12 protein-coding genes are annotated in these 15006 nt (G+C 72.9%); 7 read left to right on the forward strand and 5 right to left on the reverse strand.

The window, feature by feature from the left end:
- Nucleotides 1-19: 19 nt before the first annotated feature.
- Nucleotides 20-643 carry a CBS domain-containing protein gene (locus SLV14N_RS36805; protein ID WP_208687147.1) on the forward strand — a complete coding sequence of 208 codons (624 nt, stop codon included), beginning with the start codon at nucleotides 20-22 and terminating at the stop codon, nucleotides 641-643.
- A 50-nt stretch (nucleotides 644-693) separates the two neighbouring features.
- Here SLV14N_RS36805 and SLV14N_RS36810 read toward each other — a convergent pair whose 3' ends face one another.
- On the reverse strand, nucleotides 694-1551 hold the full coding sequence (locus SLV14N_RS36810; RefSeq protein WP_263272689.1) for a universal stress protein: 858 nt from the start codon (nucleotides 1549-1551) through the stop codon (nucleotides 694-696).
- A gap of 624 nt (nucleotides 1552-2175) precedes the next feature.
- On the opposite strand from SLV14N_RS36810, the gene SLV14N_RS36815 reads away from it, so the two are divergent.
- Nucleotides 2176-2607, forward strand: coding sequence for an SRPBCC family protein (locus SLV14N_RS36815; protein WP_208687149.1), 432 nt, complete (start codon nucleotides 2176-2178; stop codon nucleotides 2605-2607).
- A gap of 279 nt (nucleotides 2608-2886) precedes the next feature.
- Nucleotides 2887-3642: a hypothetical protein gene (locus SLV14N_RS36820; RefSeq protein WP_208687151.1), complete on the forward strand. Its 756-nt coding sequence runs from the start codon at nucleotides 2887-2889 to the stop codon at nucleotides 3640-3642.
- A 25-nt stretch (nucleotides 3643-3667) separates the two neighbouring features.
- On the opposite strand, the gene SLV14N_RS36825 is transcribed toward SLV14N_RS36820, so the two are convergent.
- From SLV14N_RS36825 to SLV14N_RS36835, 3 genes are all read right to left on the reverse strand, one after another.
- Entirely contained in the window at nucleotides 3668-4927 is a 1260-nt protein-coding gene (locus SLV14N_RS36825; RefSeq protein WP_208687153.1) for a PP2C family protein-serine/threonine phosphatase, read from the reverse strand.
- 119 nt (nucleotides 4928-5046) lie between these two features.
- Entirely contained in the window at nucleotides 5047-5367 is a 321-nt protein-coding gene (locus tag SLV14N_RS36830) for a GYD domain-containing protein (protein WP_208687155.1), read from the reverse strand.
- Nucleotides 5368-5490: 123 nt separating this feature from the next.
- Nucleotides 5491-7332, reverse strand: coding sequence for a peroxidase family protein (locus tag SLV14N_RS36835; protein ID WP_263272690.1), 1842 nt, complete (start codon nucleotides 7330-7332; stop codon nucleotides 5491-5493).
- Between the two features lie 535 nt (nucleotides 7333-7867).
- Between SLV14N_RS36835 and SLV14N_RS36840 the strand changes: the two genes are divergently transcribed.
- Both SLV14N_RS36840 and SLV14N_RS36845 read left to right on the forward strand, forming a co-directional pair.
- Complete coding sequence (locus tag SLV14N_RS36840) at nucleotides 7868-9091, forward strand: MFS transporter (protein ID WP_317633728.1); 1224 nt, start codon at nucleotides 7868-7870, stop codon at nucleotides 9089-9091.
- Complete coding sequence (locus SLV14N_RS36845) at nucleotides 9084-10184, forward strand: sugar ABC transporter permease (RefSeq protein ID WP_263272691.1); 1101 nt, start codon at nucleotides 9084-9086, stop codon at nucleotides 10182-10184. Before SLV14N_RS36840 ends, SLV14N_RS36845 begins: the two co-directional genes overlap by 8 nt.
- Here SLV14N_RS36845 and SLV14N_RS36850 read toward each other — a convergent pair.
- Nucleotides 10174-11400 (reverse strand): acyl-CoA dehydrogenase family protein, encoded by a 1227-nt coding sequence (locus tag SLV14N_RS36850; protein WP_208687161.1) that lies wholly within the window; start codon nucleotides 11398-11400, stop codon nucleotides 10174-10176. The genes SLV14N_RS36845 and SLV14N_RS36850 overlap by 11 nt on opposite strands.
- 149 nt (nucleotides 11401-11549) lie before the next feature.
- Here SLV14N_RS36850 and SLV14N_RS36855 point away from each other — a divergent pair, with 149 nt between their 5' ends.
- Both SLV14N_RS36855 and SLV14N_RS36860 read left to right on the forward strand, forming a co-directional pair.
- Nucleotides 11550-13346 carry a CoA transferase gene (locus tag SLV14N_RS36855; RefSeq protein ID WP_263272692.1) on the forward strand — a complete coding sequence of 599 codons (1797 nt, stop codon included), beginning with the start codon at nucleotides 11550-11552 and terminating at the stop codon, nucleotides 13344-13346.
- Nucleotides 13343-15001, forward strand: a complete 1659-nt coding sequence (locus SLV14N_RS36860) for a class I adenylate-forming enzyme family protein (RefSeq protein ID WP_263272693.1) — start codon at nucleotides 13343-13345, stop codon at nucleotides 14999-15001. Before SLV14N_RS36855 ends, SLV14N_RS36860 begins: the two co-directional genes overlap by 4 nt.
- Nucleotides 15002-15006: the final 5 nt, after the last annotated feature.

A 15006-nucleotide genomic window follows, 5' to 3' on the forward strand; every position in this document is an offset into this window, starting at 1 on the left:
CCGGAGGGACTGGCCAGAGATGAGGCACCGGACCGTGGCAGACCTGATGACGCCCGAGGCCGTCGTCGTCCAACGGGGCACTCCGTTCAAGGAGATCGCGCGGCTGCTCGACGAGTACGACATCACCGCCGTACCCGTGCTCGACGAGGACGACCAGCCCGTGGGGGTGGTGTCCGAAGCCGATCTGCTGCGCCGGCAGATCGCGAAGCTCGGGGCGACCACCGCCGAAGCGCTCATGACGAGCCCCGCCGTCGTGGCCCGGCCCGAGTGGAGTGTCGTCGAAGCGGCCAGGACGATGGAGAAGAAGAAGGTCAAGCGGCTGCCCGTGGTCGACGACTCCGGACGGCTCATCGGAGTGATCAGCCGCAGTGACCTCGTGCAGCTCTTCCTGCGCCGGGACCGGGCCATCCAGGAGGAGGTGCTGGAGGAGGTACTGACGCGCACGCTCGGGGTGTCACCGTCCGCGGTCACGGTCGAGGTCTCCGACGGCCACGTGACCCTCACCGGCACCTTGGAACGCAGAAGCCTGGTCCCGATTGCCGTGCGGCTGTGCGAAAGCGTCGACGGAGTGGTCGAGGTGATCGACCGGCTCAGCTCCCTGCGGGACGACACCGCCACGCATCGGCAGGAGACGCCGGAGTAGCGCGAGCGGGCCGTCGCCCCACGTCCGGGAGAGGGGCGCAGCGCCCGGACTCAGGGCTGCGGTACGACCGAGACGGGGCAGTTGGCATGGTGCAGGGCGGCGTGAACGACGGGGCCGAGCAGCATCGGTGACCGCCGCAGGCGACGCCCGACGACCAGCAGCCCCGCATGGGAGCAGGCCGCCAGCAGAACGGGTGCGGCTCGGCCGCTCCTGACGTGCGGGACCACGTCGACCGCGGGGAACTTCGCCCGCCAGGGCCCCAACGTCTCGGCGAGCGTCTGCTGCTCCGCGACGCCGGCCCCTGTCCCGTCCGGCGGGCGGGCCGGAGCGGCACGCACCGGGCCCACGGTCGCCGCGGAGTCCCACGCCCGTACGGCACGCACGCGCGCGTGATGGGCGTCGGCGGCCGTGAAGGCGAATTCCAGCAAGGCCTCGTCCTCCGGCCCCGCATACTGCACGCCCACCACGATCTCCCGCCGCGGAAAGGCCGCGTCCTCGCGCACGGTGACGACCGGGCACTCCGCCCGGCCCAGCACCTGCAGACTGACCGAGCCGAGCAGGAAACCGGCGATCGCACCGTGCCCGCGCGACCCCAGAACCAGCATCGAGGCCTGTGCGCTCCGCTCCGCCAAGGCGTCCGCGGGCCGCTCCTCGACCTGCTCGGTGGTCACCGGAATCCCCGGGTGCCCGGTGTGTGCCAGATCCGCGGCGGTACGGAGCATCTCGGCTGCATGGTGCTCCGGTCCGTCCGCCTCCGGAGCGGCCGGGGCCCCATGCGCCGACGGGGTGCCCCAGGAATACAGCAGATGCAGCGGGAGGCCCCGGGCCGCGGCCTCCTCGGCGCCCCAGAGCACGGCAGGCACACTGTTCCCCGTGTCGTCCAGTCCTACGACCACCGGGCCGGCCATGACGCACCTCCGCGCACACGGAGCCCTCACGGGCGCCGGTGCCTCGCCCCTTCCCCTCCAGCCTGGCCGGAGCGGCGCCGCCCCGGCATGAGCCACTCGGCCCCCATCGCCCGGCCGGTCAGGCCCGGGCGGCGCGAGGGAACCGGGGGCGCCGGTCGTCTGATGGCCACCGACCGCGGCAGCGCGGCCCCGGGCACACGGCAAGATCCCCCGCGCCTCACCGGACAAGGCGGCTTCCGCCGGTTGGCCCCGGGCGGAACGTCCCGCGCACCGGCCCGCGGACACTGTGTCGCACCGGCCCGGCGCGGACGCCGTGTTTTACCGGCCTCCTGATGCAGCGTCACGGCGGCGTCCTGACACACGCGGTCGTCGCCCGCCGGCCGGTCCGCCGCCCGTCCCGGCACGTCCCGGTGTCTGGCGCGGTCCGCTGCGGGGGCCGTGGCTGACCTGGGACTTCGGGCTCATCCTGCTCGCCGGCCCGGCGCCTCCGCAGCAGCACCGCATCGGAGGAAATCCGCTCGGTGGCCGCCGCCCGGGCGGGGTCGGCGGGCTCGCTTCCGGTCCCCGCGCGGAGCACCCTGGAGACATGACCGTGTAGCCGTGAACCGAGCTGTGAGGTGCCTGATGAGCACTCTCGAAGAACACATTGACGTGGGCGTTCCCCTCGATACCGCATGGGCTTGCCTCCACCGCGCGGAGACCTATCCGCGGTTCCTGGACGGTGTGCGCGAGGCCCGGTCGGAGGGCGAACACCGGACCCATCTGGACATCGACGCGGGCGGTCAGCCACAGGAGTGCGTAGTGGAGATCACCGACCGCAGCATGGAAAACGTCATGAGGTGGCAGACCACCAGCGGCCCCGACCTGGCGGGCACCTTCTCACTGCTGCCCATCGACGAGGAGCACACCCGGGTCCAGGCCCGGTTCGAGTACGACCCGGGAACCATCAAGGAGGCGTTCGGCGGACCGCAGGGATTCGCCCAGGCATCCGCCATCGAACGCGGCCTCCGAAGTGACCTGCAGCAACTGAAGCGCCTGGTGGAACAGGAACGCTGAGCCACGCTGCCGCGCTCGCCCCGTGACCCGCCCTGATGACGGCCTTCCGCCGCATGGGGCGGGCCTCGGGGTGGCTTGCCCGGCAGCACGAGCCCGGCGAAGTGGCGATGGGTGCCATCGGTCTGTGTGGCGTCCAGTTCCACCTCAACCTTGTTGCCACCCCGGAACTGCCCACGCCCGGCGGGGCAACGCCCCACACGCACCCAGGAGCGGGACGGAGATGCGTGGTCCCGGAAGCTGTGTTGTTCTGAAAGTACTCAAGTGCCGACGCCTGTACGCATGGAGCCACTGACCATGACGCGGAGTGCACGTCGCAAATTCCTCACGCTTACCTGCGCGCCCATGCTCGCTCTGGGGCTTACGGCGGGCGTCTTCCCCGCTGCCACCGCGGCGTCCGCCGCCACCTGTCCCACCCGCACGGCTGAGGCCCGTGCGATCGACCGGACGGCGGTGATCGCCGGATCCGCTGCTGATGTACCGTCAACCAGTCGCTCTGCCACCCATGTTGGTGATGCTTGTCGCTCCGCGGCGGTGGGCCGTGCCGGGGTCACCAAGCGCGACCCGGTCGATTTGAGTGCCCAGCCCATCACGGTCAACGGCATGGGCCCGCTGCGCATGGGCATGAGCCGTCAAGCGGCCGAGCGTGCGATCGGCGCCCGCATTCCCGACGGACCGGGCGGGCCGGAGTGCCGTGACCTGGCCGCCGAGGGAGGGCCGCAGAACCTCTCGCTGCGCTTCTCCCACGGCGACGACCGGCTGGTGGCGATCTCTGTCCTGTCGTCGACGCCGGCTTCGCTCGCCACTGCTTCCGGGGTGCATGTGGGGAGCACGCGGGAGGACGTGCTGGCCACGTACGGTGACGAAGTGACGTCGCATCAAGAAGACGGCGGACCCGAGGAGCTCGTCTTTGCTCCCAGGCAGGCGAAGTTCCACGGGAGGGTCATCACCTTCCTCATGAATGACGACGGCACGGTGGGCTCTTTCATGGCCGGGGAGCGCCACTTCACTGACTCGTTGCCCTGCGGCAGTGACTGACCGTGCCTCCCCGCCCCCGCCGGAACTACAGGCGGACGATGACCAGGGCGATGTCGTCGCGGGCGCCGGCGCTGACGCCGAGGCGGGCCAGGAGGGCGTCGGCGAGGCGTTCGGGGCTGAGCCTGCTGTAGGGGGCGAGGGCGTCGGTGAGGCGGGTGAGGCCGGTGTCGATGTCCTCGTCGCGGCGTTCGATGAGGCCGTCGGTGTAGAGGACGAGGGTGTCGCCCGGCACGTACGGGAGGTGGGCCTGGGGGCGTGGCACCTGTTCGGGGTGGGCACCCAGGGGCGGGTCGGTGGCCCGGTCCAGGAGTTCGTGGGTGCCGTCGGCGTGCAGCAGGACGGGCGGGGGATGGCCGGCGCTGCTGTAGGTGACCTGGTGGCCGGCGGTGTCGATCAGCGCTTGGACGGCGGTGGTGGCCAGCGCCTTGTCGACGGAGCGGGCGTACAGGCCGAGTACCTTCAGCGCCTGGGCGGGCCCTTCGACGGAGCGGGCGGCGGCGCTGAGGGCGCTGCGGAGCATCCCCATGACGGCGGCGGCCTCCAGCCCGTGGCCGACGACGTCGCCGACGGAGAGGGCGAATCCGTCCTCCGGCAGGTCGACGATGTCGTACCAGTCGCCGCAGACATTCAGTGAGCCGATGGCGGGGAGGTAGCGCACCGCGATGTCACGGTGTCCGGCGAGGTCGGGGGAGTGGAGCATGGCTTCCTGGAGGGTGACGGCGACCTGGCGTTCGCGGGCGTGGGCCCGGCGCAGTTCCTCGTTGAGGTGCTGCAGCGCCCGTGCCCGGACGTACAGCTCGGCCTCCATCGCCTCCTCACGTTCGCTCAGCTGCCCGCTGGGCACCGGACGGGTCCGGCGGGAGTGGACAAATGCCGTCACGTCTTCGACCCGGTGGATGATCCACGCCACCCTGCCGTCCGGCCCGGGGACGGGGGTGTTGATCGTGGACCACCAGCGTTCCTCGAACAGCCCCGGCTGGTCCATCACGGGGATGTCGTACCTCTGCACCGCCATCGTGTCCGGCTCCCCGGTGGACAGCACGCGCAGCAGCGAGGGGTGCAGGTTCTGCACCCCTTCGGCGTCCGGGTCCGCGGGGTTGTCGGGGAAGGCGTCGAAGACGTACTGCCCGAGCAGATCGTCTCGGGTCCGCCCGGTCGCCTCCAGATACGCCTGGTTGACGTCCACGATGACCAGCTCCGGATCGAGGACCAGGCATGCGCTCGGTGTCGCGGCGAACAGCGCCGCATGATCGAGCTCCGGTCTCCTCACACGCTCCCTGCCCATCCTCCCGCAGCCCGGTGATGCAGACCGTCCTCGTGCCCGCCCGCGCCTCCGCTGCGTGGCCCGGGTCCGCCACCGGCGGGGCCTGCCGCGCCGCGGGTCCGTTCCCGGGCGGCGGCGGGTCAGGCGCCCGGTGGGCGGAAGCCGACCGACTTCTTGGCGGCCTCGTCGATGTCCTCGACGGTCAGCAGCGGAATCGTCTTGGAACGCAGGGCTCCGCTGGCGCGGACGGTCATGGCGATGGCGGCCATCGACAACTGGTCGGGGAAGTCGACGACGCAGTACAAGTCGTCGTCCCCGTAAGCGAAGTACATCGTTTCGAGCCTGCCGCCGCATGAGTTGACCACCTGCTCGACGGCCGCCTTGCGCCCGGTGCCGCCCTCGGCGAGCAGCCCCTTCATTCCCTCGGCGGTATAGCTGGCCTGGACCAGGTACTTCGGCATCCGGCTCTCCCATGTTTCGGCCCATGCGGCAGCGGACCGCGGTACGGCGGTCACACGGCCACCCTCACCCGTCGGATGCGGGGCGGCCACCGGTGGACCGCCGGACGGATGACCCCGCCGCGGTCACGACGCCTTCCACGGGGCGAAGGCGTTGTCCACGGACCGCAGGGACGACCGCAGCTCCGGGAAGTGGCGCAGCAGCACGGTGGTCATGCTGTTGTTCTCGATCCAGTCCAGACCGGTCTGCGTGTACACCTGGGGCGTGTAGTCCCTGGTGAGGAACCGGTCGCTGTTGAGGCGGCGGGAGGCCATGAGGATGAAGATGCGGAAGGCGGTGTCGCTGAAGGCGAAACCCTTCGGCCGCGGCTCGGCATACATGCCCACTATGAGATCGACGCGCTCGATGTCGTCGTCGTACATCCGGCGGAGTTCCTCGGCCCAGGACGGATCGTCCGTGAGGGAGGCGAAGTCCTTGGCGGGTTTGAGGTGCAGCAGGCGCCGGAACTCGTTGTACCGCGGTACGCCGAGTTCCCGGATCCGCAGAATGTCGACGGCCGCCAGGTCCATGAGCTGGTCGTCCGGACGCTGGAACTCCTGGAGGAATTTCGGGTAGTTGTGCAGCGTGACCAGTCCCGGATGCGAGGTGCCGAACGAGTAGAACAGGTCCGGCAGCGCATGCTTCCGCAGGATGTCGTAGGCATACGGGCCCGACAGTTCGCGGAAAGTGGCCTCCTGCAGCAGCGAGTTGTCGGCGGCCGAGCGGAAGCTCCAGTCGTCCGGGATCAGAGGGTGCATGCGGTAGACGGCGACGAATTCCTCGGTGAGTGCGTAGGGGACGCCGAAGTGGTCGGTCCGGCCGCCCACGATGCCGCTGAGCACCTCGCTGCCGCTGATCCGCCCGAGCAGCTTGTGCACCCGCTCGCCCAGGATGCCGAACCAGTTGGCGCGGAGCGCGGCGATCGTCGTCGGATGGCTGATCACCGCGGGGGTCCACTCGACCGTGTGGATCTTCGCGATCAGGGCCGCGTTGATCAGGCGCGCCCGTTGGAAGAGCTGCTCGTCCGACCAGCCGGGGTACTCATGGCGCAGCCGGTCGCAGATGGCGTTGTGCTCCTGGAGGAACAGCAGATGCATCATGGCGAGGCCCAGCCAGAAGCCAGGGGTGTGCGCCGGGTCCCGCTCCGGCTCGTCCGGGAACAGCGAACCGTTGTGGGGCACCCGCAGTTTGCCGTCCGTGCCCGAGCGCAGTGCCTGCTGCGCGGCCGGGTCGTTGCCGTAGAGCTGGGACGCGTCCCACCAGTGGGAGTTCTCGTTGAGGAAGGTGGGCGGCAGACCGTCGCCGTTCGCCGGCCGGGTCGGGTCGGGGAGGGTGCGGGCCACCGGCATCGGCGAGGCCGGCCACGGGTCGTCGTCGGCCAGTTCGATGTGCCAGGGGCGGTCCATGCTGCCCTGACCATGACTGACCCAGTCGCGGATCATGAATTGCAGCCATGCGGCGACCAGGGCGTTGACCGATTCGGCAGGGATGAAGGCGTGTCTCGTGAGCAGTGCGCGGCTGATCTCACGGGGGCTGGGGGACAGTATGTCCGGCTCCGGCTCGGGAAAGGTCGCAGCGGGCGGGACATTGCGGCCGAAGCGCGACCGGGCCATGCCCATGCGGGGGTTGTCCAGGTCGTTGTACGTACCGTCCGCCGTCCGTTCGGTGCGGTGCCGCGCATCGGGAGCTCCGGTGTCCGGCAGATCCTGGGACGGGTAGCCGCTGGTGTCGAAGAGGTTCTGCCGGCGCAGGATGTTGCGCAGGCCCAGCAGGGTCAGCAGGCCGAGCGGCTTCGGGAGGTTCTGCCAGCCGATTCTGTGGTCCACCGCCAGCATCAGCCTGTTGTAGAGGGCGAGGAACGGCGACGGGGCGTCACTGCCGTGTCCGGGGTCGGTTCGGTGTGCGGAGCCTCGGGGCGCTGTGCTCATCGTGGACCTTCCTTCCGGCTTCCGGCTTCCGGCTTCCGGCTTCCGGTGCGGCCGGTGGGGACGCGGCGTCGGCCCTCGGCCCGGGGGCCCTGTACCCGTGTGCCGGTGTACCAGGGCAGTCGCCGCACAGGCGTCATGGCTGGGTGGTGGTCATCGGCTTCGCACCGAGCCCGCGCGCTCGGTTGCGCACCGAGCCCGCGCGCACTCCGGCGCCGGTGGCACCGCTGTGCCGTCGGCCGGCCGGATTTCCGCCGGGGCACGGGCGGATGCCTGCGCCTGCGGCGGCAGGCCCTTCCCGCGTGCAGGGGAGCGGGCAAATCCCTCCCTACACAAAGATATCGAAGGTGCCACTGATCGGCGCGCCGAGTTCTCCGGAGCTCCCGGCGAGGCATGCCCGCCGCCTGCGGGCCGTTGAGGGCAGGTGGTGGGCGTAACTCCGGCTACGGTCAACCGTCGGCGGCCGGGAACCAGGCGTCGGGCCCGTACGACTGACTGGACCGGGGCCCGTGAGGGCCGGAGCTGTCGGGAGGGGCGCGTGCTGGTGAAACGTGGCAAGGAACCGGAGGCCGCCGGGCCGGACGGTGGCACCGTACGGGCACCGGGCGGCCGGTCTCTGACCGTGCTGCTCACGACGGCGATGGCGTTCTCCATGCTCCAGCTGTTCGTGATCGGGGCCCTCGGGCCGCGGCTGGTCGGGGAATTGGGGATATCGCGCACGGTGCTGGGCCTGACCACCACGGCGGGCTTCGGGGCGGCGGCCGTGCTGTCGCCGCTGGCGGGCCGACTGGTGGACCGGGTGGGCCCCCGGCGCTGTCTGATCGCGCTGCTGCTGCTCACCGCCGCTTCGCTGGCGCTCATCGGCGCCGTCCCGGGGACGGCCGTGCTGCTGCTGGCCGTCGCACTCGGCGGCGTACCGCAGGCGCTGGCCAACCCCGCAACCAACAAGGTGATCCTCGCTGCCTTTCCGGCCGAACGGCGGGCCGCCGTCACCGGGCTGAAGCAGTCGGGGGTGCAGTGCGGGGCCTTCGTGGCGGGACTGCCGCTGTCGCTGCTGGCGGCGGGGGTGGGCTGGCGTGGCGCGGTCTGGGCGGCGGCCGCCACGGCGGCGCTGGCCGCGCTCTGGGCGGCCCGCGCCCTGCCCGCCGACCGGCCGTCGGCCACCGCGGGGCCGCCCGCGGCCTCATCGTCCCCCCGGGAGACATGGTGGCTGGCCGTCTTCTCGCTGCTGCTCGGCTGCGGCATCGCCTCGGTGAACACCTACCTGGCGCTGTTCGGCTCGCAACGCCTCGGGATGACGCCGACCACGGCGGCGGCACTGGTGGCCGTCCTGGGAGTGGCCGGCATCGGCGGCCGCGTCGGCTGGTCACGGGCGGCGGGGCGGCCGGGCTGGGCCGAGGCGCTGCCGGCGCTGCTGGCGGCCGGTGCGGTGGGCGCCGCGCTGCTGCTCGCCGTCGCGCTCCGGGCGCAGCCGCTGGTGTGGCCGGCCGCCGTCGCCGTCGGCTCGTTCGCCGTGTCGGCGAACGCCGTCTCCATGGTCCTGGTGCTGCGGAAGGCGGCGCCCGGCCGGGCCGGGAAGGACTCGGCCCTGGTGTCGGCGGGATTCTTCGCGGGGTTCGCGGTGGGACCGCCGCTGTTCGGTGCGCTGGTCTCCGCGACCGGATACGGGCCGGGCTGGCTCCTGGTGGCGGCGGAGTTCGCGGCCGCGTCGGCGGTCGCCGTTCCCCTGATGCTGCGTCGCTCCGGAGGGCCCGATGCCTGAGACGAACCACCACGAGGCATGGGCCGACCGTGCGTGGTCGGCAGTGCTGGAGCGGACCGGACAGACCGCGGCCGAAGTGGGGCCGCGCTTCCCGCTGTACGCCGATCCGGAGAGCGGTGCCTGGAAGTCCACCTCCAAAGGGTCCTGGACGGGCGGCTTCTGGGCCGGACTGCTCTGGCTGCGCGCCCTGTCGTCGGGCGCTCCGCAGGACCGGACGGCCGCGGCCGAGTGCACCCGGAGACTGGCCCACTGGACCGACCAGGACACCGCCACCCGCGGGCTGATCTTCTGGTACGGCACCGCGCTCGCCGCGGGGCCGGGACGCGACGGCGAGGCGGCCGGGCTGCGGGAGAAAGCGGCCCGTTCCTGTCTGGCGGCGTACGACCCGGAACGCGAACTGGTGCCCTGGGGCGCGGCGTTCGGCGGCCCCCGGATGCTGGCACGGGTGGACGCGGTGCCGGGGCTGGTGCCGCTGCTGGCGGGCCTGGCCGGGGAGGGGCAGTGCGCGGCGTACGGCCATCTGACCCGGCATCTGAGCCTGAGCCGCACCGAGCACCCACCGCGCCCGGCCTGGCAGGCGGGGCCCGAGGACGGCTGGACACCCTGCGCCGAACCCGCACCGGGGTGGAGCCGCACCACGCCCTGGCTGCTGCTCGGCCTCGCGGACGGACTCCACTTCCTCGCGGACGGGCTCGACTCCCGTGCGGCCAGGGGACTGTGGGAGGCGGCCGGCCGGCTCACCGCGCCCCGGCTCGCCCCGGCCTCCCCGCTCGTCCCGCCTGCCCAGGAGGGGCAGCCTTCCGGCCCGGTCGACACCTCCGCGGCCGCCATCGAGGCGGTGGCCCTGCTGAAGCTGGCCGACCTGGCGCGGGCGGCGGACCGCGGGACCGAAGCCGAGCGGCTGACCGTGCGGGCCCGGCAGATCCTGCATCGCCTGTGCACCGGCCATCTGCCGGCCCGGGGCGCGCTGACGGACGGGTGCTATGACGCCGCCCGCGCCCTCGCCCTGTGCCACGAGCTGATCTGGGGTGACTTCTTCCTCGCGCTGGGACTGGCGATCCTCACCGGCCGGACGGATCCGTTCACGACGTGACCGGATAGCCGCGCAGCACCCGGCGGGCGACGGCCGTGATGTGCAGCTCGTCGGGGCCATCCAGCAGCCTGGCCGTGCGGCCGGTGCGGAACAGCCCCGGCAGCGCGGTGTCCGGACCGAGGCCGGCCGCGCCGTGCACCTGGATCGCGGCGTCGGCCACCTGCTGCAGCATGCGGGCGGCTGCCACCTTGGCCAGGCCGGTCTCCAGCCGGGCGTCGCCGCCCGCGGCCAGCCGGGCCACCGCCTCATGGACCAGGGGCCGGGTCGTACGGATGGCCAGCAGCGAGTCGAAGACCATCTGCTGGACGAGCTGACGGTCCGCCAGGGGCCCGGCCGACTGACTCCGCGACCGGGCCCGCAGACACATCAGATCGAAGGCCCGCTCGGCCTGTCCGAGCCAGCGCAGACACCGCAGCACCCGGCCGAGCACCAGCCGCTCCCCGGCGATCCGCAGCGCCTGGCCGGGAGCGCCCACCGCATGCTCGGGCGGCACGGCGACACCGTCGAGTTCGATCTCCCACTGCCCGCCGGCGCCCAGTACCGGCAGCTCACGCACCACCGTGAACCCCGCGGCGGACGAGGGCACCAGAAACAATGACAGGCTGTCCGTACCGGGCCCTTCGTCATCCACCCGCGCCAGCACGGTGAGCAGATCGGCGTCGCCCGCGCCCGAGATGAACCACTTGCGGCCGTGCAGGACCCATCCGCCCGCGGCGTCCGAGACGGCCTTGGTCGCGGTCAACCCCGGGTCGGTACCGGGTGTTCCGGGCTCGGTCATCGCATAGCAGGTCCGCACCTCGCCGTCGGCGATGCGCCGCAGAAAGTGTTCCTTCACGGTGTCGTCGGCATGCCGGGCGAGCATCAGCACATCGAGGAGGGGCGCCGAACCGAGTGCGGCCGGGCCGTGGTCGCTGGCCCCCTCGGCCTCCGCGATATGCGCGTAGAGCGGAAGGGCGAGCCCCTGGCCGCCCCACTCCTCCGGCAGCGGCAGGGCCCACAGCCCCTCCCGCTTCGCCTCGGCCTGGAGTCTGCGCAGCTCGGTGCGTGCCGCGGCGCCCCCCGCGTCCAGCACCGGCTCGCAGGGCATCACCCGCTCCCGCACGAATGCCATGACCCGCCTGCGCAGGGCGTCGATCTCCGGCGGGCAGCCGGGCTGCCCGAGCCCGGCGGACCCGAGCGGCGGGTCCGTCGCCGACAGTTGCTGCCCAGCGTTCATGGCGTGCACGGCCTTCCTCCATATTCACCGGGAACTCGGTGAACCGACAGTCCGACTTACTGGCCGTGGAGTTGGTCGGCGCCGGACGCCGTCTGGTTCCCGTGTCTGTGTGTGAACCAGGCGGCGGTCCGCCGCCGGAGAGGAGTGCCGTGGGACACCCTGCCGTCATCCGCGCGTCCCAACCGTTGGAAGAGGTGACCGTCCGGGTCGCGGGCCCCCCGGCGCTCACCACGCCGGCGGCCGCCCATCTGCGGGCGCTCGGCGCGACACTGACACCGCAGACGCCCGTACCGCACACCGGGCCCGCGGCTTTCGAGGCCGCGGGCGCACCGGGCGCGGCCACCGCGTACACCGCCTGGGCCGATGTCCTGCCGGCCGCGGACGCCGCCGACGAGGCCACCGTCCAGGCGGCCACCGGCATGATGCAGGTGCACGGCAGACGCGACGGCCCCCCGCGTGGTCTCGCCGTCGACTACGCCGCCACCTGTGCCTCCGTGCTCACCGTGCAGGGCCTGCTCGCCGCCCTGCTCGGCCGGGCGCGTGGCGGTGCGGGCCCGGCACAGGTCACCACCGGAGCCGACCGGGCCGCGCTGCTCACCCTCGGCCAGTACCTCGCGGCGGCGAACGCCCCGGAGACCGAGGCCGTGCCGCTGTCGCCGGGAGGGCCGCCGTTCACCGCCCGGTGCGGCACCCGGTTCGAGCTGGAGGCCCTGGATCCCGTCCCCTGGGCCCGGTTCTGGCGGGACCTCGGTGCGCCCGAGGAGGCGATCCGCACCGGCTGGCAGCCCTTCCAGTTCCGGTACGCCACCGCCTGCGCCCCGATGCCCGAGGCGCTGCACCGAGCGGCAGGTTCCGTGCCCTGGGCGCGGGTGCAGCAGGCCGCAGCCGCTTCGGGGGCGGAGGTGTGCCCCCTGCACGCCCCGGCCGCACCGCCCGGAGCGACGGCTCACCCGGCACCGTGGACCCTGACCCCCCGGACCGCGGACCGGACCCCGCCGGCCACCGCCACCGTCTCCCCCGCTGCACTTCCCCTCGCGGGGCTGACGGTCCTGGAAGCGGGCCGCCGCATCCAGGCCCCGCTCGCCGCCCGTCTGCTCCGTCAGCTCGGCGCGGAGGTCCTCCGGATCGAACCCCCCGGCGGTGACCCGCTGCGCGGTATGCCGCCCTGCTGCGAGGACATCTCCGCCCGATGGCTCGCGCTCAACCGGGGCAAGGACGCCGTACAGATCGACATCAAGTCCGCCGTCGGGCAGGCCGAGTTGCGGGAGCTGGCCTCCGGTGCCGATGTCTTCCTGCACAACTGGGCACCGGGCAAGGCCGAACAGCTCGGCCTGGACGCCGACCGGCTGTCGGCCGTCAATCCGGGGCTGGTGTACGCCTACACCAGCGGCTGGGCGGGCCGGCTGCCCGGTGCTCCGATGGGCACCGACTTCATGGTCCAGGCCCGTACGGGCATCGGCACGGTGGCGCGCCCCGCCGACGAACCGCCCGCGCCGTCCCTGATGACCCTGATCGACGTCCTCGGCGGACTGCTCGGCGCGGAAGCCGTGGTCGCCGGTCTGCTGCTGCGCGAACGCGGCGGCCGCGGTGTACGGGTGGAGTCCTCGCTGCTGGGCGCCGCGGAAGCGCTCACCGCACCGGCGCTGCACCGGGCGGCGGCCGGCGGGGAACTCCGCCGTCCCGCGGGCTTTCGCCGTCCGCTGCCGACCGCCGACGGCTGGATCGCCCCCGCCGACGACTCGGCCCCCACCGCCGGTGCCCGCGCGGCCCGGCTGACGGAGCTCACCTCGGAGCAGGCGCTCGAAGGACTGCGCGCCGACGGACTGGCCGCGACCGCCGTGACCACCGACCTCGGTGCGCTCCCGCAGGACCCGCGCCTGCGCGGTGCCTTCACCCGTGACCCCCATGGCTCGCTCACCGTCCCCACGCCCTGGAGATTCGTATGACCCATCGGATGCACGACCTGGTTCCCGGCACGCTCCGCCGCACGTGGGCGGCGGAGGGACACTGCCCCGATCTCGACCTGTACGCACTGTTCCGGGCACACCGGATGCGGGACCCGCTCCGCACCGCCGTGATCGACGCGCAGGGCGAGGCCAGTTATGCCGAGCTGGACACCGAGGCACGATGTCTGGCCGCCGGCCTCGCCGAGGCCGGTATCCGCCCCGGCGATGTCGTGGGCGTCCAACTGCCCAACAGCAGAGCGGCGGTGGCCGCCGATCTCGCGCTGGCCGCTCTGGGGGCGATAGCCCTGCCCTTCCCCGTCGGGCGCGGCGGACGCGAAGCCGTATCGCTGCTCGGCCGTTCCGGGGCACGGGCCGTGATCGCGGCCACCACGTACCGGGGGAGCGAGCACGCCAGGGAACTGGCGGAGCGGGCGGGCGACCTGCCCGCCCTGCACACCGTGATCGCCGCCGGACCGGGTCCGGCCCCCGCCGGATGCCGGTCGATGGCCGACCTGACCGGCGACGAGCGGACCGGGTTCACCCCCGTACGGCCCGATCCCGACTCCGCGGCCCGGATCCTGGTCTCCTCCGGCTCCGAGGCGGAGCCGAAGATGGTGGCGTACTCGCACAACGCGCTCGCCGGCGGCCGTGGCAATTTCCTCGCCTCGCTGCTGGTCGACGGCACACACCCGCGGTGTCTGTTCCTCGTCCCGCTCGCCTCGGCGTTCGGCAGCAACGGAACCGCGGTGACCCTCGCCCGGCACGGCGGAACCCTGGTGCTGATCGACCGCTTCACGCCCGAGGACGCGCTGGCGGCGCTGCGCACCCAACGGCCCACCCATGTGCTGGGCGTGCCCACGATGGTCCGCATGATGGTGGAACGCTGCGCAACGGAAGGCCGTACGGCGGCCGGGCCGAAGGCACTGATCCTGGGCGGCTCCGCGCTCGACGCGCCCACCCACGACGAGGCAGCCAGGGTCTTCGGCTGCCCGGTGGTCAACCTCTACGGATCGGCCGACGGGGTCAACTGCCATACCGGCACGGCCCAGCGGCCCCCGCTCCCGGACGACGGGCCGGGGATCGTGGTGGGCCGGCCCGACCCCGCCGTCTGCGAGATCCGTATCGCGCCGCCGCCCGGTGCGGCCTCGGACGGGCCCGGGGAGATCCTCGCGCGAGGCCCGATGACGCCCCTGTGCTATGTCGGTGCCCCCGAGCTGAACATGCGCTACCGCACGGCGGACGGCTGGGTACGCACCGGCGACCTGGGGACTCTCGCCGCCGACGGCACCCTGCGGGTCGTCGGCCGCCTCAAGGACATCGTGATCCGCGGCGGTGCGAACATCAGCCCCGCGGAGGTGGAGGGCGAGCTCTCCTCCCACCCGGACGTACGGGACGTGATCTGTGTGGGCGTGCCCGACCCGCTGATGGGCGAGCGGCTCGCGGCCTGCGTGGTACCGAGAGCAGGCCGGGAGATCACCCTGCAGAGCCTGTGCGCCCACCTCGATGCGCGGGGTCTGGAGCGCCGCAAACACCCGGAGCATCTGCTGCCGGTGACCGGCGCGCTGCCCCTCACCCCGGCGGGCAAGCCCGACCGCGCCGCACTGCGCGAGCGGCTCGCCGCCGGGCTCCCGGACGAGCCCGCACGGACGGGGTGACCGGC

The organism is Streptomyces sp. Je 1-4 4N24 (assembly GCF_026239515.1).
Taxonomy (GTDB): Bacteria; Actinomycetota; Actinomycetes; order Streptomycetales; family Streptomycetaceae; genus Streptomyces; species Streptomyces nigrescens.

Coding starts and splice junctions, on each gene's coding strand:
- SLV14N_RS36830 (WP_208687155.1), bottom strand. CDS start 5,367: ATGCCGAAGTACCTGGTCCAGGCCAGCTATACCGCCGAGGGAATGAAG.
- SLV14N_RS36810 (WP_263272689.1), bottom strand. CDS start 1,551: ATGGCCGGCCCGGTGGTCGTAGGACTGGACGACACGGGGAACAGTGTG.
- SLV14N_RS36835 (WP_263272690.1), bottom strand. CDS start 7,332: ATGAGCACAGCGCCCCGAGGCTCCGCACACCGAACCGACCCCGGACAC.
- SLV14N_RS36805 (WP_208687147.1), top strand. CDS start 20: ATGAGGCACCGGACCGTGGCAGACCTGATGACGCCCGAGGCCGTCGTC.
- SLV14N_RS36845 (WP_263272691.1), top strand. CDS start 9,084: ATGCCTGAGACGAACCACCACGAGGCATGGGCCGACCGTGCGTGGTCG.
- SLV14N_RS36825 (WP_208687153.1), bottom strand. CDS start 4,927: ATGGGCAGGGAGCGTGTGAGGAGACCGGAGCTCGATCATGCGGCGCTG.
- SLV14N_RS36850 (WP_208687161.1), bottom strand. CDS start 11,400: ATGAACGCTGGGCAGCAACTGTCGGCGACGGACCCGCCGCTCGGGTCC.
- SLV14N_RS36820 (WP_208687151.1), top strand. CDS start 2,887: ATGGAGCCACTGACCATGACGCGGAGTGCACGTCGCAAATTCCTCACG.
- SLV14N_RS36860 (WP_263272693.1), top strand. CDS start 13,343: ATGACCCATCGGATGCACGACCTGGTTCCCGGCACGCTCCGCCGCACG.
- SLV14N_RS36815 (WP_208687149.1), top strand. CDS start 2,176: ATGAGCACTCTCGAAGAACACATTGACGTGGGCGTTCCCCTCGATACC.